This is a genomic window from Methylocystis bryophila (assembly GCF_027925445.1).
Classification (GTDB): domain Bacteria; phylum Pseudomonadota; class Alphaproteobacteria; order Rhizobiales; family Beijerinckiaceae; genus Methylocystis; species Methylocystis bryophila.
Genome location: NZ_AP027149.1, coordinates 2,637,169 through 2,652,676 on the forward strand (window position 1 = coordinate 2,637,169; position 15,508 = coordinate 2,652,676).

Annotated in this window: 14 protein-coding genes; 9 read left to right on the plus strand and 5 right to left on the minus strand. The window is 62.8% G+C overall.

Annotated elements, in window-relative coordinates; all coding sequences use genetic code 11:
- The first annotated feature begins 41 nt into the window (after positions 1-41).
- Both QMG80_RS12260 and rpoH read left to right on the plus strand, forming a co-directional pair.
- On the plus strand, positions 42-488 hold the full coding sequence (locus QMG80_RS12260) for a response regulator (protein WP_281926446.1): 447 nt from the start codon (positions 42-44) through the stop codon (positions 486-488).
- Between the two features lie 264 nt (positions 489-752).
- The gene (gene rpoH / locus QMG80_RS12265) at positions 753-1,652 is read left to right on the plus strand and encodes an RNA polymerase sigma factor RpoH (RefSeq protein ID WP_085773061.1); all 900 of its coding nucleotides are present in this window, start codon (positions 753-755) and stop codon (positions 1,650-1,652) included.
- Between the two features lie 149 nt (positions 1,653-1,801).
- On the opposite strand, the gene QMG80_RS12270 is transcribed toward rpoH, so the two are convergent.
- The gene (locus QMG80_RS12270) at positions 1,802-2,983 is read right to left on the minus strand and encodes a deoxyguanosinetriphosphate triphosphohydrolase (protein WP_085773062.1); all 1,182 of its coding nucleotides are present in this window, start codon (positions 2,981-2,983) and stop codon (positions 1,802-1,804) included.
- 130 nt (positions 2,984-3,113) lie between these two features.
- Here QMG80_RS12270 and QMG80_RS12275 point away from each other — a divergent pair, with 130 nt between their 5' ends.
- Positions 3,114-3,452 carry a HesB/IscA family protein gene (locus tag QMG80_RS12275; protein WP_199768997.1) on the plus strand — a complete coding sequence of 113 codons (339 nt, stop codon included), beginning with the start codon at positions 3,114-3,116 and terminating at the stop codon, positions 3,450-3,452.
- Between the two features lie 245 nt (positions 3,453-3,697).
- Complete coding sequence (locus QMG80_RS12280) at positions 3,698-6,364, plus strand: ATP-binding protein (protein ID WP_085773063.1); 2,667 nt, start codon at positions 3,698-3,700, stop codon at positions 6,362-6,364.
- A gap of 165 nt (positions 6,365-6,529) precedes the next feature.
- Here QMG80_RS12280 and QMG80_RS12285 read toward each other — a convergent pair whose 3' ends face one another.
- Positions 6,530-7,540, minus strand: a complete 1,011-nt coding sequence (locus tag QMG80_RS12285; protein ID WP_085773064.1) for a DUF4331 family protein — start codon at positions 7,538-7,540, stop codon at positions 6,530-6,532.
- Between the two features lie 186 nt (positions 7,541-7,726).
- A complete protein-coding gene (locus QMG80_RS12290; RefSeq protein ID WP_085773065.1) occupies positions 7,727-8,221 on the minus strand; it encodes a type II toxin-antitoxin system RatA family toxin in 495 nt (164 codons plus the stop codon).
- 274 nt (positions 8,222-8,495) lie between these two features.
- Here QMG80_RS12290 and QMG80_RS21730 point away from each other — a divergent pair, with 274 nt between their 5' ends.
- From QMG80_RS21730 to QMG80_RS12310, 4 genes are all read left to right on the plus strand, one after another.
- Complete coding sequence (locus QMG80_RS21730) at positions 8,496-9,131, plus strand: DUF2778 domain-containing protein (protein WP_085773066.1); 636 nt, start codon at positions 8,496-8,498, stop codon at positions 9,129-9,131.
- A 116-nt stretch (positions 9,132-9,247) separates the two neighbouring features.
- Positions 9,248-9,577, plus strand: a complete 330-nt coding sequence (locus QMG80_RS12300) for an SMR family transporter (RefSeq protein ID WP_085773862.1) — start codon at positions 9,248-9,250, stop codon at positions 9,575-9,577.
- Positions 9,578-9,727: 150 nt separating this feature from the next.
- Positions 9,728-11,443, plus strand: coding sequence for a thiamine pyrophosphate-binding protein (locus QMG80_RS12305; protein ID WP_085773067.1), 1,716 nt, complete (start codon positions 9,728-9,730; stop codon positions 11,441-11,443).
- Positions 11,444-11,454: 11 nt separating this feature from the next.
- A complete protein-coding gene (locus QMG80_RS12310) occupies positions 11,455-12,012 on the plus strand; it encodes a carboxymuconolactone decarboxylase family protein (protein WP_085773068.1) in 558 nt (185 codons plus the stop codon).
- 665 nt (positions 12,013-12,677) lie between these two features.
- On the opposite strand, the gene QMG80_RS12315 is transcribed toward QMG80_RS12310, so the two are convergent.
- Both QMG80_RS12315 and efp read right to left on the minus strand, forming a co-directional pair.
- Entirely contained in the window at positions 12,678-13,331 is a 654-nt protein-coding gene (locus tag QMG80_RS12315) for a glutathione S-transferase family protein (RefSeq protein ID WP_085773070.1), read from the minus strand.
- 81 nt (positions 13,332-13,412) lie between these two features.
- The gene (gene efp, locus QMG80_RS12320) at positions 13,413-13,982 is read right to left on the minus strand and encodes an elongation factor P (RefSeq protein WP_085773071.1); all 570 of its coding nucleotides are present in this window, start codon (positions 13,980-13,982) and stop codon (positions 13,413-13,415) included.
- A gap of 253 nt (positions 13,983-14,235) precedes the next feature.
- Here efp and epmA point away from each other — a divergent pair, with 253 nt between their 5' ends.
- On the plus strand, positions 14,236-15,276 hold the full coding sequence (epmA, locus tag QMG80_RS12325; RefSeq protein ID WP_085773072.1) for an EF-P lysine aminoacylase EpmA: 1,041 nt from the start codon (positions 14,236-14,238) through the stop codon (positions 15,274-15,276).
- Positions 15,277-15,508: the final 232 nt, after the last annotated feature.

Genomic DNA, 15,508 nt, shown 5'->3' on the forward strand with positions numbered 1-15,508 from the left:
AAAAGGCGGCGCGTTCGTCGGTCGGGCTGTCTTTGGATCGGGTGCCCGTGATCATGGTCGGCATGAGCGACAAGGAGGCGAGGGGCGACGTCAACGTGGCGCGCGTTCTCGTGATCGACGACGAGCATGACGTCGCTGACACCTTCGCCATGTTGCTGCAGACTTTCGGCGTCAAGGTCTGCAAAGCCTATGACGGTCTCAGCGGCGTCGCTGCGATCGACGTCTTTGGTCCGGATCTGATCTTCCTCGACATCGGGATGCCGGGCCTCGACGGCTATGAGACGGCGCGCCGCATTCGAAGCGATCGTCATCGGCGTCCGTTCACGCTCGTCGCGCTGACCGGCTGGGGGCGGAAAGAGGATTGCCGCCGCGCCCAAGAAGCCGGTTTCGATCTGCAGCTGACGAAGCCGGTTTCTCTCGAGGTGTTGGAAGACCTCTTGGAACGTGTCCGGTCGGACGGTGCGGCTGCCCCTCCTCGCGCCGGATGAGAGTGGATTCCTGTTTAAAAAACCTTCATCTAAGGGAGCGGAGCCGCGGCGGTAGACCCGAGTCAAATGTGAATAAATATTTGAAAATACTAATGTTTCTATTCATGAGGCGCTTGTTGCGAAACATTAACTTCACGTTTGCGGCGAAGCAGATCAAAATCCCCCTTACATCGGCGGGGATCGCACCCCACATAGAGCCGGACGTCCGGCTTCATAGCGGTCGTCGCCTGGACTCGCCCAAGGGGAGTCCGCAAGGAGGAAATAATGGCGAACGCTCTGCCCGCGCTTTCGCAGGAAAGCGGTTTGGCGCGTTACTTGGCCGAAATTCGTAAGTTTCCGATGCTGGAGCCGCAGGAGGAATATATGCTCGCCAAGCGGTGGCGCGAGCATGATGATCCCGAGGCGGCGCAAAAGCTCATCACCTCGCATCTGCGCCTCGTTGCTCGGGTGGCTATGGGTTATCGCGGCTATGGCCTGCCGATCGGCGAAATCGTCTCGGAGGGCAATGTCGGGCTGATGCAGGCGGTCAAGCGCTTCGAGCCCGAACGCGGCTTTCGCCTCGCCACCTATGCGCTGTGGTGGATCCGCGCCTCGATCCAGGAATACATCCTGCGCTCCTGGTCGCTGGTCAAGATCGGCACGACCGCTAGCCAGAAGAAGCTGTTCTTCAATCTTCGTAAGGCCAAGAGCCGCATCTCGGCCTATGAGGAGGGCGACCTCAAGCCCGAGAATGTCGCGGCCATCGCGACGAGGCTCGGCGTCTCTGAGCAGGATGTGATCGACATGAACCGCCGCATGGGCGGCGACGCCTCGCTGAACGCGCCCCTGCGCGAGGAGGGCGAGGGCGAATGGCAGGACTGGCTCGTCGACGACTCCGTCGACCAGGAATATAAGCTCGCCGATCGCGAGCAGGCCGATAATCGGCTGCTGGCGCTCTCCAGGGCGCTCAGTGTGCTCAACCCGCGCGAGCGCCGCATCTTCGAAGCGCGGCGGTTGTCGGACGACCCGATAACGCTCGAGGCTCTGTCGGAAGAGTTTGGCGTCTCGCGCGAGCGCGTTCGCCAAATCGAGGTCCGCGCCTTCGAGAAGGTGCAGGCGGCGGTGCAGGCCGGCGTCGCCCAGATCGAGCGTCCACATCCGACGGCGCTGCTCTCGGCGCATTGAACGGGCAGCGGGCGGCGTGTTCGCCGCCCCTAGCGCGTTTCCCGCTCGAACGGAAGCGTTCGAGCGATAGGGAGTCGCGCCAAATCAAAAGGGGGGAGCATGTCACGGAAAACCGCTTCGCACTTTTCCGTGATATGCTCTAGCCCCCGCTAGAACGCTTTCGCCTGCGCGCCGCCTGCAAGCCTGCGATATTCGTTAAGCGCATAGCGGTCTGTCATGCCGGCGATATAGTCGGCCACGACCTGCGCGCGGGGCTCTTTGCCTTGCGCTGCGAGCCGCTCCCATTCCGGCGGCATCAGAGAAGGATCGGCGTTGAGCGCCGGAAAGAGGAAGCTGATGGCCGAGCGCGCCTCCTCCCAGACGCCGATGACGCGTGGATGCCGATACATGTTCTTGAAGAGGAAGCGCTTCAATTCGATGAGCGCCTGCGCCGAGGATTGAGAAAAGCCGATGAGCGGGGTCTGGGCGCGCCGCGCCTCTTCGGCGCTTTTTGGAGCCGCCGCTGCAAGCCGCCTTGTCGACTCGTCGATCACATCCTCGACGAAGCGCGTGATCACGCGCCGCGTCAGCTCATGGAAGACGCGTTGCCGCTCGAGGCCGGGATGCAGGGCCTCGATCTCCGCGAGGAGCGCCCCGATGAAGGGGACGCTCGCGATCTCGTCCAGGCCGAAGAGTCCGGCGCGCAGGCCATCGTCCGTATCATGCGAGCTATAGGCGATGTCGTCGGCGAGCGTCGCGCACTGGGCCTCGAGACCAGGGAAGCTTTCGAGCTCAAGGGGAAAGACGCGGTCGAAGGCTTCGATATAGGGGTGAAGGCGATGCGCGACGTGCGGCCCCCTGAGCGGCCCGTTGTGCTTGACGAGCCCTTCGAGCGTCTCCCAGGTCAGATCGAGCCCGTCATAGCGCGCATAGCGGCGCTCGAGCCGCGTCACAACCCGCAGCGCCTGGGCGTTGTGGTCGAAGCCGCCGTGGTCGGCCATGCAAGCGGTCAGCGCGCTCTCGCCCGCGTGGCCGAAAGGGGTATGGCCGAGATCATGGGCGAGCGCGATGGTTTCGGCGAGATCCTCGTCGAGCGCCAGAGTTCTGGCGAGGGCGCGGGCGATCTGTCCGACCTCGATGGTATGCGTAAGGCGCGTGCGGAAATGATCCCCGTCCAGCGGGACGAAAACCTGGCATTTATGCGCGAGGCGCCGAAAGGCCGTCGAATGGAGCACGCGGTCCCGGTCGCGCTGGAATTCGCTGCGGGTTCTCGACGGCGGCTCCGGGTGGATCCGTCCGCGCGAGCGCGTCGCGTCGCTTGCGTAGGGCGCGAGAGTGAGCCTGAGCGCCAGGAGGGACCTCCGGTCATTGCAAGGGCGCCAAGGCTCCCTTATGTTCTTGAGGCATAGCGCGCTTTTCGCTTCGATCTAGCGCGCAGGCGCGCGGGCCGGCAAGGGGTCTTGCTAAAGAGGCGGGGACATCATGAGCGGCGATTTGGGCGAGGTCGAAATCAGCATGGCGGCGACGGACCGCATCAAGGCGATCCTCGCCGAGGAGCCAGTAAGCTCAGCCTTCCGCATCGGCGTCGAAGGAGGAGGATGCTCGGGGTTCAAATATGCCTTCTCCGTCGTCGCCCGCCCGGATGACAGCGATCATTTCCTTGAAAAGGACGGCGCGCGGCTGGTTGTCGACGACACTTCGCTGCCCTTTCTGCTCGGCGCCAAGATCGACTTTGTCGACGATCTGATGGGCCAGTCTTTTCGAATTGAAAATCCGAACGCCGCCTCCTCCTGCGGCTGCGGCGTCAGCTTTTCAGTGTGAGGGCGCTCCCCCTGAGGGCGCTCCCCCTTCGAACTTAATCATTTGAGAGGAAAAGAATCGCGAAGATCGTGGAGAATTGCGATCGAATACATTTACGGCTTATGCGGAACGCACGCCAAGCGGTTCCGCGGGTCCCATAGAGGCTTAGACGCGATGCGCGGTCGCACGTCATTAAACCCCCGCTTGATCGGGCGTCGCCGTGAGTTCGACCAAGGGTGGCCCTCCTCTTCGATGGGAGAGCCTTTGTGAGGACCTTCCTCGGCGAGCGCGAAGGGCGCCCGAAGCTCTTTCGTACGGCGATAAGCGTCTGCGCCGCGACGCTCGTGGCGCTCGGACTTCTCGCCAGTGCCAAGGGACTCTACGAGCGTCGGATACAGGAATTACAAAAGTCGATTGAAGCGCAGCTTCAGAGCATCGCCAAGCTGAAGGCAAGGCAGATTTCCGTCTGGCGCAGGGAGCGTCTGGCTGACGCAAGGGTTCTGCAGGCGAACAGACCGTTGATCGCGGCGGCCAGGCGATGGCTGGAGGCAGTCGCCTCGCTGCGCGAAATGCAAGAAACTCACGGTTACTTGAAGGAAGTTAGTCGAAACTATAAATTTTCGGGCTTCGTTCTGTTGGATCCGGACGGTCAGCGCATCGACTGGTCGAAGCACAAGGGCAACGGACGGCGGAACGTTGACGATACGGCCCTCGTAAAAGATTCGCTGCTGCGCCATGAGCCCGAGCTGAGCGACATTCACGCGGTTCCTGGAGCGCGCGACCCTTTCTTGTCCCTGGCGATCCCGATTTTTCACAAGAATACGCCCGTTGGGGCGATCGTTTTTTTGATCGACGCGCGCGATGATTTGTTGCCGATGGCGGAGGCTTGGCCTCTTCCGACCGAAGGCGCCGAAACCTTGATCGTTCGGCGGGAGAACGATGCGGTGCTGTTCCTCAGCGACTCGAAATTTCGCGCCGACGCCGCGATGCATTTGCGAATTCCTTTGACCGAGATCAACGCGCCGGCAGTTCAGGCCGCGCTCGGGCGTCAGGGCGAAATCGACGGTCGCGATGATGATCGGGGCGTTCCCGTTCTTGCTGCAGGCGAGCGGGTGCCCGACACGCCCTGGGTTTTGATCACGAAGATTGACGCTGAACAGGCGCTGGGCCAAGCGCGCCAACAGGCGCGGCTGGAGCTGGCGGGGCTGTTGATCATGCTCTCGGCTTCGGCGCTCGTGTTCAGCGGCGTAGCCGACGCAAAGAAAAGACGGCACGAAAAAGAGCTGGCGCAGCGGGAAGCGTTTGAGCGCTCCATTCTCGATAACGCAGGCGCAGCGATCGTCGCGGCTACCGAAGATGGAATCATTCGGCTCTTCAATCCCGAAGCCGAGCGGCTGACCGGTTACGCCGCAGCGGAGATGATCGATAAGCAAACGCCCGAACGCTACCACGACGTCGACGAAATCGCGGCCCGGGCGAAGGCGCTGTCGACGCAAATTGGCGAGATTGTCGAGCCGGGCTTCCCCGTGTTTGTCGCGATGGCGCGTCACGCAAAATCGGAGCCCGGCGAGTGGACCTTTGTGCAAAAGAACGGCCGGCGGGTGCCGGTCGTCATGACCATCACCGCTTCTCGCGACGGGACTGGCGCCGTAACGGGCTTCTTGGCCTTGGCGCGAGACATTTCGGAGCGCAGGGCGATGGAGCTGGCGCTGCAGGCGGAGCATGCGCGCCTGCAGGAGTCTTTCCGCTTGCTCGCGGTCGCGAAGAAAGCGGCGGAGGCGGCGAATAGCGCGAAGGGCGAATTTTTGGCGAATATGAGCCACGAGATTCGAACGCCCATGAACAGCGTTCTCGGCGCCGCCCAGTTGCTGCGCGCCGAGTCCCTGTCGGTCGAGCAGACCGAATTGGTGACTCAAATCCTCGAGGCTGGGCGCACGCTGCTGGGCGTCATCAACGACATCCTCGACTTTTCGAAAGTCGAGGCCGGCCAACTGCGGATCGACCGGCAACCCTTCGCTCTGGAGGAGACTCTGGCGCGGGTCGGCAGCCTCTTGGGAAACGCCGCCCACGCCAAAGATTTGAGCCTGCATATCGAGTGCGCGCCTGAGCTGCACAGCGCGGTCCTTATGGGCGACGCTCTTCGGCTGGAGCAGATTCTGATCAATTTGGTGGGCAACGCGGTCAAGTTCACAGCTCGAGGCGATGTTTGGCTGCGCGTCACGGCGCTGACGCTGACCTCCTCGGCCGCGCGCCTGCGGTTCGAGGTTCAAGACACCGGCGTCGGGATCGATGCGGAAAAGGCGTCTCGCCTCTTCGAGCCCTTCATCCAGGCCGATAGCGCGATCACCCGCCGTTTTGGCGGCACGGGGTTGGGGCTATCCATCAGCAAACGTCTGGTCGAGCTCATGGGCGGCGCCATAGGCGCGGAGGGCGCCGTCGGAAAAGGCAGCACCTTTTGGTTTGAGCTTCCTTTCGATCTGCAACCGGAAGGAAGCCTCGCCGCGCAGGCCAGCCCTCAGCACGCCAATGTGGGGCCGCGGTTGTCAGGATTGCGCTGCCTGGTGGCGGACGACATCCCCATGAATCGCGTGGTCATCAAGCAGATGTTGGCACGGGAAGGCGCACAGGCCACGCTGGCCGTGGATGGACAGCAAGCCTTGCAGTATCTGCAAGCCGAGCCAAAGGCCTTCGACGCGGTTCTCATGGACGTTCAAATGCCGGTGATGGATGGCCTCTCTGCAACGCGCGCGATCAGGGGCGAGCTCGGATTGACGGAACTTCCCGTCATCGCCTTGACAGCCGGCGTGTTGCCCGAGCAGCGCCAACAAACCGATGAGGCCGGCTGTACCGATTTTCTCAGAAAGCCCGTCGATCTCGAAGAGTTGGTGGCGATGCTGCTTCGCATCGCTGCGCCTCGCTGCCGAGAGAAATAGAACAAGCAACAAATAGACCTTCGCTCGAGGGTCCCGGTCAATCAGGCCATTTCACGCCGCTACGCTCTTGGCCCAAGGGCGGGAACGAAAGGAACGGCGCCCGGCGCGGAAGCTCCACCACGCTCAAGCGCCGTCCGCGCCTCGATCTCGCTCGCTTCGCGCTTGCTACTTCCTCGGATGCGGGGCGCCGAGATAGGGAAACTCGTTGAGCGTGTCGGCGTGCGGCTTCAGCCCGCTCGCGGGACATTCGCCCTTGGTCAGAAAGGCGAGGCGATAATCGATCACATCGTCGGTGAAGATGCGGCCGTTGGGATATTTAGCCGGCTTCGAGGGATCGAAGCTCAGCACGTCGGGGAGCGTCCGCTCCTTATCGATCGCGGCGATAGCCTCTTCGCGCGAATAGTTCCCCGTGTGCCCCATCAGATGCACGAATTGCTCAAGCCAGCGGCTTCGATCGTTAACCGGCTCGCTGGCGTTGTATTCAAGCTTGGTGTCGTCGGTGTTGAAGAAGCTGCTGACGCTCGGGTGGCCGGCGCGGTCGACATGGTTCAAGGCGCCGTTTTCCCGCAAGCTGCAGCGCCCCCAGATGCGAATTTCGGGCTTGGGGTCGAGCTCGCGCGTCGGCAGCTCGACGGCGATCGAAAACACATTGGCTTGCGTGTTCGAATCGACCCCCGTCCACGGCGACTTGCCGGTGAGGTGCGGCTCGGTGAAATTGCGTTTTCCCCGGATGTCGAACAGATTTTTGATGCCGTCGAAATCAAAGAAGAAGGCGTCGCTGCGACTGCCGGCGAAGAATGTGTAATCGCCGGCCGTCACGATGTTGGGCGTCTCGCCGAATGAAACTTTCGCGTCCGTGACAATCTTTTCTCCGACCGCTTCAGCCTCACGGGCCTGCGCGCCCCTCGCCAGAAACACGCTGAACGTCTGCAGGCCGTCCTGTGGCTTCGAGAAGACGAAGCTCAGCGCGACATCGGTCTGCAAGTCGCCGTCCGTGTCGATGTTGATCCGGTAAATGGCCTCGGGGTGGAGGGCGTCGGCGTTGGGATTGGCGTTGAGGATGATTACGGTTCGAGACGTGTCGCTCGGCGACTGGAAAGCATAGAGATCGCAAAGATCCAGCCTCTGATCGCCGAGGGGTGGACCCAGGCTCAGACCGGTGAAATGATTCGACATTTTTCTCCCCCTTTTTCGCGGGAATATCCCCGTAGAAGAGCGAGACGATCTATACAAGAATGGGCTCGGCCAAGCGAGAGGAGCTTCAGCCCTGCTTCATGAGGATGTCGGACGGACGGGGAAGGGCGGAGGCGCGGTCATCCGGCCGCAGCCCAAGCGCGCCTGTCTCAACCGCGGGCCACGCGCTCAAGATAGCGATCGGAGGCTACCTGCGGCGCGGCCGTAAACCTTCCCGGCGCGCTCGACGAAGGCGTCGGCGTATTTGTGAAACGCCTTGTCAAAGACCGCCCCCATCAAGAGCCCCAGCGCCGCGCTCTTGAATTCATAGGCGATGGAGAAGTCCACGCAGGAGCGCTTGCTCCCCGAAGCGTTCGGCTCCTCGTCGCGGAAGGTCCAGCGGCTCTCGAGCCGCTTGAATGGGCCGTCGATATATTCGACCCGCACCTCGAGCTTAGGCGAGTCGCAAGTGACCCGGCTCGTGTAGCGCTCGCAAATCGCCTTGAAGCCCACCTGCATCTCGGCGACGATGATCTCGATTCCGTGCTCGAGCGGCGTCCGCCGGCGCACGCGCATGCCCTCACAAAGCGGGACGAACTTCGGATAGGACTCGACGTCGCTGACGAGTCTGAACATTTCCGCCGCAGCATAGGGCACGTGGCGGCGATCTCTGAATCTTTTCATCGTTGCGCCCGTAGGGGCTCCTTAAGGCGGCTCCGGCGCGCCATCCTGCTGCTGACGGCTCGGGCTTGGCTCCTGGCCCCAGATAGACCGGAAAAGCGACGCGGCGTCAATTGAGCGCGCGCGATCCTGTCAAAGCCTCCAAATGAGAGGGCGATAGACCGGACGCCAGGGCTCGTCGGCGACGCCGGCGGCAATTCTTCTGCAAGGCCTTTGCCCGGGACACGCGCTACACTACGTATTAATACTGTGCGCAGTTGATAGCGTGGAGAGTCCCATGGAAGAGTTCGACCTCACCCTGTGGGTCTGCGGGGGAGTCCTACTCTCCGGAGCTGCTTGGATTTGGTTTCGCAATGACGCCTCCAAATATCACAAAGCAGAAGTAACGTTTGTTCTCAGTGTATCCGTGCTCTGGATCGCGATGGTGGTCGAGTTTTACCCGCCGATCCTCTTTCCGCCTCCTTCCTCGCAGCAGCCTGACGCCGGGCGCTCTCTGACCGACGAGGCCGCTCGGGGCCCGACCTCTCGCTATGGCCGCCTGACCGCGGTTTACGACATTGCCGCCCATACCGTTTATCTGCCGAGCGGGAGGCGGCTAGAAGCCCACTCGGGGCTTGGCGGCATGCGAGACGACCCACGCCACGTGAACCAGCGGATGCGAGGCTCGACCCCGCCGAATGTCTATGAGCTTGCGCCGCTGGGGGCGCTTTTCTTTGGCGTTCGGGCTCTGCGGCTGATCCCCGTCGGCGATGCGCCCGTCTTTGGAAGGGACGGCTTCCTTGCGCACACCTACTTGGCCGGGCCGAAGGGCGACTCGCACGGATGCGTCGTTTTTCGGGACTATAACAGCTTCCTGCGCGCGTTCCTGAACGGCGAGATCAAACGCCTCGTCGTCGTCGCGCATCTGGATTGACGAAGGGTTGGCTGTTCCGCCGCCTTCAGCCCCTCGCCGCGACGCCGAGCTTGTCAAAGCCTGTCTCCCTGGAGCAAGCTCCATCTATGCGCCAAAGCGCGCGAGGAGGAATCGCCATGCCATGGCTCTATCTGCTGATCGCAGTCTGCGCGGAGGTTATCGGAACATCCGCCTTGAAAGCCTCGGCGGGGATGACCAAGCTTGCGCCTTCGTCGATCGTCGTCGTCGGCTATGGGGCCGCGTTCTATTTCTTGTCGCTGACGCTCGACCAGATCCCTGTCGGCGTGGCTTATGCGATCTGGTCCGGCGTCGGCATCGTCCTCATCTCGGCCATCGGCTGGCGTTTCTTCGATCAGACCCTCGATTTGCCGGCGCTCATGGGGATGGGCCTCATCATGGCAGGCGTTGCGGTGATCAATATCTTCTCGAAGTCAGCAGCGCATTAGATCACGCTGCGTTCAGGCAGAGTCGCCTCAACGCAGAAAAAGTCATCGATTCTAAGAGTTTAGGGCGCGATTTGTGCGAAGAATCGGATTTTCCACTTTCTCGCATCGCGCTCTAAGCCGCGACGCCATCAGCTGACGGAGAGCGAGCCAATGCGGCAAGGCGTGGATTTCATTCTGGAGGCCTTGTCCGAAGAGGGGCTGGATCATTTGTTTATGGTTCCTGGCGGCTTGGTCGATCCCTTTCTGCCGGCGCTCGGGAGACAGACGGCGCTGACGCCAATCGTCGCGGCGCAGGAGGGCGGGGCGGCCTATATGGCCGACGGCTACGCGCGCGCCAGCGGAAACCTGGGCGTCGCTCTTTGCATCGGTGGGCCGGGCCTCGCCAATGCGGTGACCGCGATCGCCACGGCGCGGACGGACGGCTCTCCGCTCCTGCTGTTGAGCGGCGAGGTAAGCACGTCGCTCGAGGGCAGGGGCATGTTTCAGGACGCCAGTCCGCAGACGCTCGACGATGTCTCCATGCTGAAGCCCATCGCCCGCTACTCTTCCTCGATCGACAACCCGAAGAACCTGCCGCATCTCTTCAAGCGCGCGATGTTGCAGCTTCGCACGCAACCCTCGGCGCCGGTGCATCTGTCTCTCCCGGGTGATTGCCTGACCGGCCAGCTCGCGGCTGAATATGCGGCGATTGATCCGGCGTTGAGGCGTCCCGGGACTCTCGCGCTCACGGCGGCGGAAGCGTCGCTTCGCCACTTCGACGGCCCCACGCCGCCCATCAAGATCGCCATTCTTGCCGGCGCGGGCGTCGAGCACGCCGAGTCGGCGCGAGCGCTTAGAGAATTCGCCGAGCTCTGGCGAATTCCTGTCGCGACGACGCTCCGAGGCAAAGGGGTGTTTCCTGAGGATCATCCGCTGTCGCTGGGCGTGTTCGGCTATGCCGGCACGCATCACGCCCGTTCGGCGCTGCTCGGCGCGCCGCTCGATCTCCTGATCGTGCTGGGAACGGGGCTGAATGAACGCGACACCATGCATTGGGCGCTGCAAATCGAGCCGAGCGTGGCCATCAACGTCAATCTTTCGGCGGTGAGCCTTGGCATGCACGCCCAGGCCGGCGCCGTGGTCGGCGATTGCGGCGCCTATCTCAAATTTTTGCTCGATCGAGGGGAAGCGCTGCACGGCTCGCTCGCTCCCACGCTCGAGGCGCGCGCTCAGTGGCTGTCGGAAATCCGCTCGACGCCCAGACTGCAAGACGCGGCCAATTGCGCGAGCGACGCGACGCCGCTGCATCCTGCGCGCGTGATCAGCGAATTGCGAAAGCTCTTCCCCCGCGACGGCGTGTTGCTCGTCGATTCCGGCGCCCATCGCGCCTTCGCCGGCCATTATTGGGAGTCTTACGAGCCGCGCACCTATATTTCCGCGACCAATCTCGGCCCGATGGGCTGGGCCATCGCCGCGGCGACAGGCGTACAATGCGCGTCGCCGACGCGCCGGGTCGCCGTGATCACCGGCGACGGCTGCATGCGCATGAGCGGGATGGAGGTCGCGACCGCGGCGCGCTACCGTCTGCCCATCGTTTTCGTCGTGATCAACAACGCCGCGCTCGGCAATGTCTGGCTGCGCGCGCACAAGTTCGGCGCGACTCCCGATGAATTGACGAGCCTGCCCGATCACGATTGGGCGGCATTCGGCCAAGCGCTCGGCTGTCGCGGCGAAACGGTCCGCAGGCCCGCCGAGCTCGCCTCCGCCTTCGCGCGGGCGCTCGAGAGCGCGGAGCCGAGCGTCATCGACGTCAAGGCCGACAAGGCCTTCACGACCCCCGTGCAAGACTGGGCGGCGGCGATCGCCTCTCAATCCTACCACGAGTGAACGGAGCCCCCATGGCGCAGTTGCCTTTCGATCCGACAAAGCTTTCGCCGTCCGAACTCGCGCTTTACGAACGGATGGCGGAGCGTCGCAAAGCCCAAGGCGCGGGTTTTGGCGGTCCCTACGCCACGCTGATGAATCATCCCGAACTCTGCGAAAGGATAGAGGAACTCGGTTTCTATCTGAAGTTTCGGGGGCATCTACCCCGCGACGTCTATCAGTTCGTGGTTCTCAGCGTCGCCAGGAGCACGGGCGCGGCGTTCGAATGGATCGATCACGAAGCGCACGCCAGAGCCGCGGGCGTTCCGTCATCGGTCATCGACGCGCTTCGCCAGGCGGGGGCCGCGGGCGGCGCCTTTCCGCCCCCTTACGACCTTGTCGCGAAGGCGCTCAGCTCGACGCTCGCCTGGAAAGACGTTCCGCAGTCGGTTCAAGACGAATGCGTCGCAGCCTTCGGCGTCAAAGGCTATGTGGAGATGGTCGTGCTTTCCGGCTTCTATCAGATGTTCGCCGCGATCAATGAGGGCTTCGCCGTGGCGCCGCCGGCTGGGTCGGCGCGGCCGTTTGTTTGAAGCGATAGGTGGTGGCGTAGATCGCGCTGCGTTAGCGTGTCACGGAAAAGCGCGAAGCGATTTTCCGGTCAGGACATGGTCTAAGTTTGATTTGGTGCGAGTACTTTTCGATCGCATGGCCCCACGCGATCGGGATGCGCTCGACCGCGCTTGCGGCGCGCAATTCGATGCTTCAACCCCTTGTGGCGCTTTGACGCCACAAATTCAGAGAGCGACGACCCATGCTTGTTCGCCTGATCCTTCTCGTAGCCGCCACGCTTGCGCTCGGCGCGCCGGCTTGGGCCGCGCCCTTGGGCGCCGACGGCTTGGTCCCTCGAAGCCCGCTCCAGCGTGTTGCGGAGTGCGTCAAACAAACGGACTGCGGCTATCGCTGGCTTCGTTGCGGCAAAGGCTGGTGTCGCGGGCCTTTCGACTCTCCTTTTGGCGGGGGCGTCCCGAAGGTCGAAATGCAATGCGTGACGACCTGCGCGCCTGAACAGCAGGAATCGCTGTGGGACGCGCTGTTTGGGCGAAATCCCGCGCCGTAGCGCGCTTCCCGCTCGAACGGAATCGTTCGAGCGATAAGGAATCGCGCCAAATCAAAAAGTTAGAGCATGTCATGATCGGAAAACCGCTTCGCACTTTTCCGTGACATGCTCTAGGATCATGCGCGGGCGCGGCGTCCCTCAGTCCGGCTTCGCCGCCGCGAACGCGGCCTCTTGCGCCTCGGCGATCTCGTGATCGCTTTTACCGATGCGATGCACGGAATCGCGCCCTGCGATGCGCTCGACATAGGCCGCGATCTCCGGCGTCGATTCGATGAGACCGAAGACGACCATCCAGCGCAGCGCCGTTCCCCATAGGAGGTCAGCGGCGGTAAAACGCTCGCCGAAGAGGTAGGGCCCCTCCGCCAACTGTCCGCGCACGAGGCCGACGATCTCTTCATAGGAGCCGTAGGGGCTCATCGCTCTGGGCTCGCTGACGCGCTTTTGCGCATGGTCGATCATCGCGGGCTCGAAAGCCGCGCCGTAGATCGCGATCCAGCGCAGATAAGGCCCTCGCAGGGCGTCGCCGATCGCCGGCGCCAGGCCCTTTTGCGGAAAAGCGTCGGCGAGATAGGGATAGATCGCCGTCTGCTCGGTGACGACCGCGCCCTTATGGACGATCGTCGGCACCTTGCCGAGCGGGTTGAGCGCGAGATAGTCGGGCGAAAACTGCTCTCTGAGCTTGAGATTGAGGATCTTCAGCTCATGCGGCGCGTTGAGCTCGTCGAGGAGGATCCGCACCCCCGACGAGCGTGTGCGCGGGGCGTGATAGAGCGTGACGGCGTCGTTGGTCATGGGGCGGCCTCCTTCAAGAGGGCAGTCGGCAGTCGGTGGCTGCATATTGTGCGACTGCCGGATTGCCTACTACCGACTGCCTCAATCCTTCGCGCGCTCGACGTAGCTGCCGTCCTCCGTCTGGATCACGACGCGTGTTCCGGTCTGGATATGCGGCGGCACCATCACGCGCGCGCCATTCGAGAGCTTCGCCGGCTTGTAGGATGAAGAGGCCGTCTGGCCTTTCATCGCGGGTTCGGTCTCGACGATCTCGAGGGTCACGCGCTGCGGCAGCTGGATGGCGACAGGCGTTCCGTTGAAGAGCGAGAGGATGCAGACCATGTTTTCCTGCAGCCATTGCGCCTGGTCGCCGACGACGTCTTTCGGCACCATCACCTGCTCGAAGTTTTCCTGGTTCATGAAAGTGTGGCCGTCATCGTCGCCATAGAGATAGGTGTAATCCTGATCCTCGACATAGGCGCGCTCGACTTGCTCCGTCGTCTTATAGCGATCCGTCGTCTTGACCCCGTCGGAGATGCGGCGCATGTCGATCTGCGTCGTTGGCGTGCCCTTTCCCGGAAAAAAGCTTTCGGCGCTCAAGACGACATAAAGCTGGCCATCCTCGCGCTCGATGATATTGCCTTTGCGGATGGAGCTGGCGATGACTTTCACGGGTTGATTTCCTCTAAGATTGCGGGGGCCTTGGCGCCGATGCGCGTTCCGCAAAAGTTGACAGACTTTTGCGATCAGAACGCGCTCCAGCTTTGCGAGCTGGCGCGATTTCTTATCGCTTGAACGATTCCGTTCCAGCGGAAAGCGCGCTATGAACGGCCGGGAAGGATCGCGAGCGGCTTCAAACCATACTTCGCCCCGGGGAGCAAATGGCCCGGGGCCGCCGCCCGCATAAATTTCGGACCTCGCTGGAATGACCCAGGCTTCGCCTTTCTGGAGCAAGGAAGCTTACGCGGAGCGCAAGCCCATTCTGCAAAAGCGCAGGGCCATCGCAGACGCGGTTCGCCGTTTCTTCGCGGCTGAAGGATTCGCCGAGGTTGAAACGGCCGCGCTGCAGGCTTCAGGCGGCAATGAGCCGCATATCTCGACCTTCGAGGTCGAGCTCCTGGGCGCGGGAGGCGAGACGAGCCGGCGCTTTTTGCATTCTTCGCCCGAATTCGCCTGCAAGAAGCTGCTTGCGGCCGGCGAAAGACGCATTTTCACTTTGGCCAAGGTCTTTCGCAACCGCGAGCGCGGCCCGCTGCACCATCCTGAGTTCACGATGCTCGAATGGTATCGGGCGGATGAGCCCTTGTCGCGGGTCATTGAGGATTGCGCCGGCCTCCTCGCGGTCGCCGCCGAGGCCGCGGGGACGGACAGCTTCCTTTGGGGCGACCGGATGGCCGACGCCTTCGAGGAGCCCGAGGTCTTGACGATTTGCGAGGCCTTCGACCGCCATGCGGGTCTCGATCTCGCAGCGCTGCTCGACGATCGCGACGGGCTGGCCAAGGCCGCCGCTTCGCTGGGAGTCCGCGTCGTGACGGATGACGGCTGGTCCGATCTCTTCAGCAAGATCCTATGCGAGAAGATCGAGAAGCATCTCGGTCGCGGCCGGGCGACGATCCTCATCGACTACCCTGCGAGCGAAGCGGCGCTGTCGCGAGAAAAGCCCGAGGACCCGCGCTTTTGCGAGCGCTTCGAGCTCTATCTGTGCGGCGTCGAGATCGCTAACGGCTTCGGCGAGCTGACGGACGCTGCGGAGCAGCGACGCCGTTTTGAAGCGGCGGAGGCGAAAAGAGCCGCGCTCTACGGCGAAACTCGGCCGATCGACGAGGATTTTCTCGCCGCGCTCGCACTCATGCCGGAAGCGAGCGGCGTCGCGCTCGGCTTCGATCGGCTCGTCATGCTCGCCGCCGGCGCGGCGCGCATCGAGCAGGTTCTGTGGACGCCCGTCGCCGAATCTGGCGCCGTTTAACGCGCTTCTTGCAATGGGTCAGTTTGAACGACGGCTTTGTGACCGACAGTTTTGGGAAGGGCTGCAATTTGACCCAGAGCGCTCTTTCCCTTGCGCGCGCTCACGCGTGCGCTACTTCCGGCAAGTAGTCATCGGGCCATATACTCTTGGCGAGGGCCGTGTCGCCCAAAAAGCCGATATGCCGCGTAGACAGCAATGGTGTGGCGGCGAAGATTTGTTCGACGCCCGACGG

Excerpts from the sequence above, each read along its gene's own strand:
- rpoH (WP_085773061.1), top strand. The coding sequence starts at position 753 with ATGGCGAACGCTCTGCCCGCGCTTTCGCAGGAAAGCGGTTTGGCGCGT.
- QMG80_RS12275 (WP_199768997.1), top strand. The coding sequence starts at position 3,114 with ATGAGCGGCGATTTGGGCGAGGTCGAAATCAGCATGGCGGCGACGGAC.
- QMG80_RS12285 (WP_085773064.1), bottom strand. The coding sequence starts at position 7,540 with ATGTCGAATCATTTCACCGGTCTGAGCCTGGGTCCACCCCTCGGCGAT.
- QMG80_RS12290 (WP_085773065.1), bottom strand. The coding sequence starts at position 8,221 with ATGAAAAGATTCAGAGATCGCCGCCACGTGCCCTATGCTGCGGCGGAA.
- QMG80_RS21730 (WP_085773066.1), top strand. The coding sequence starts at position 8,496 with ATGGAAGAGTTCGACCTCACCCTGTGGGTCTGCGGGGGAGTCCTACTC.
- QMG80_RS12300 (WP_085773862.1), top strand. The coding sequence starts at position 9,248 with ATGCCATGGCTCTATCTGCTGATCGCAGTCTGCGCGGAGGTTATCGGA.
- QMG80_RS12305 (WP_085773067.1), top strand. The coding sequence starts at position 9,728 with ATGCGGCAAGGCGTGGATTTCATTCTGGAGGCCTTGTCCGAAGAGGGG.
- QMG80_RS12310 (WP_085773068.1), top strand. The coding sequence starts at position 11,455 with ATGGCGCAGTTGCCTTTCGATCCGACAAAGCTTTCGCCGTCCGAACTC.
- QMG80_RS12315 (WP_085773070.1), bottom strand. The coding sequence starts at position 13,331 with ATGACCAACGACGCCGTCACGCTCTATCACGCCCCGCGCACACGCTCG.
- epmA (WP_085773072.1), top strand. The coding sequence starts at position 14,236 with ATGACCCAGGCTTCGCCTTTCTGGAGCAAGGAAGCTTACGCGGAGCGC.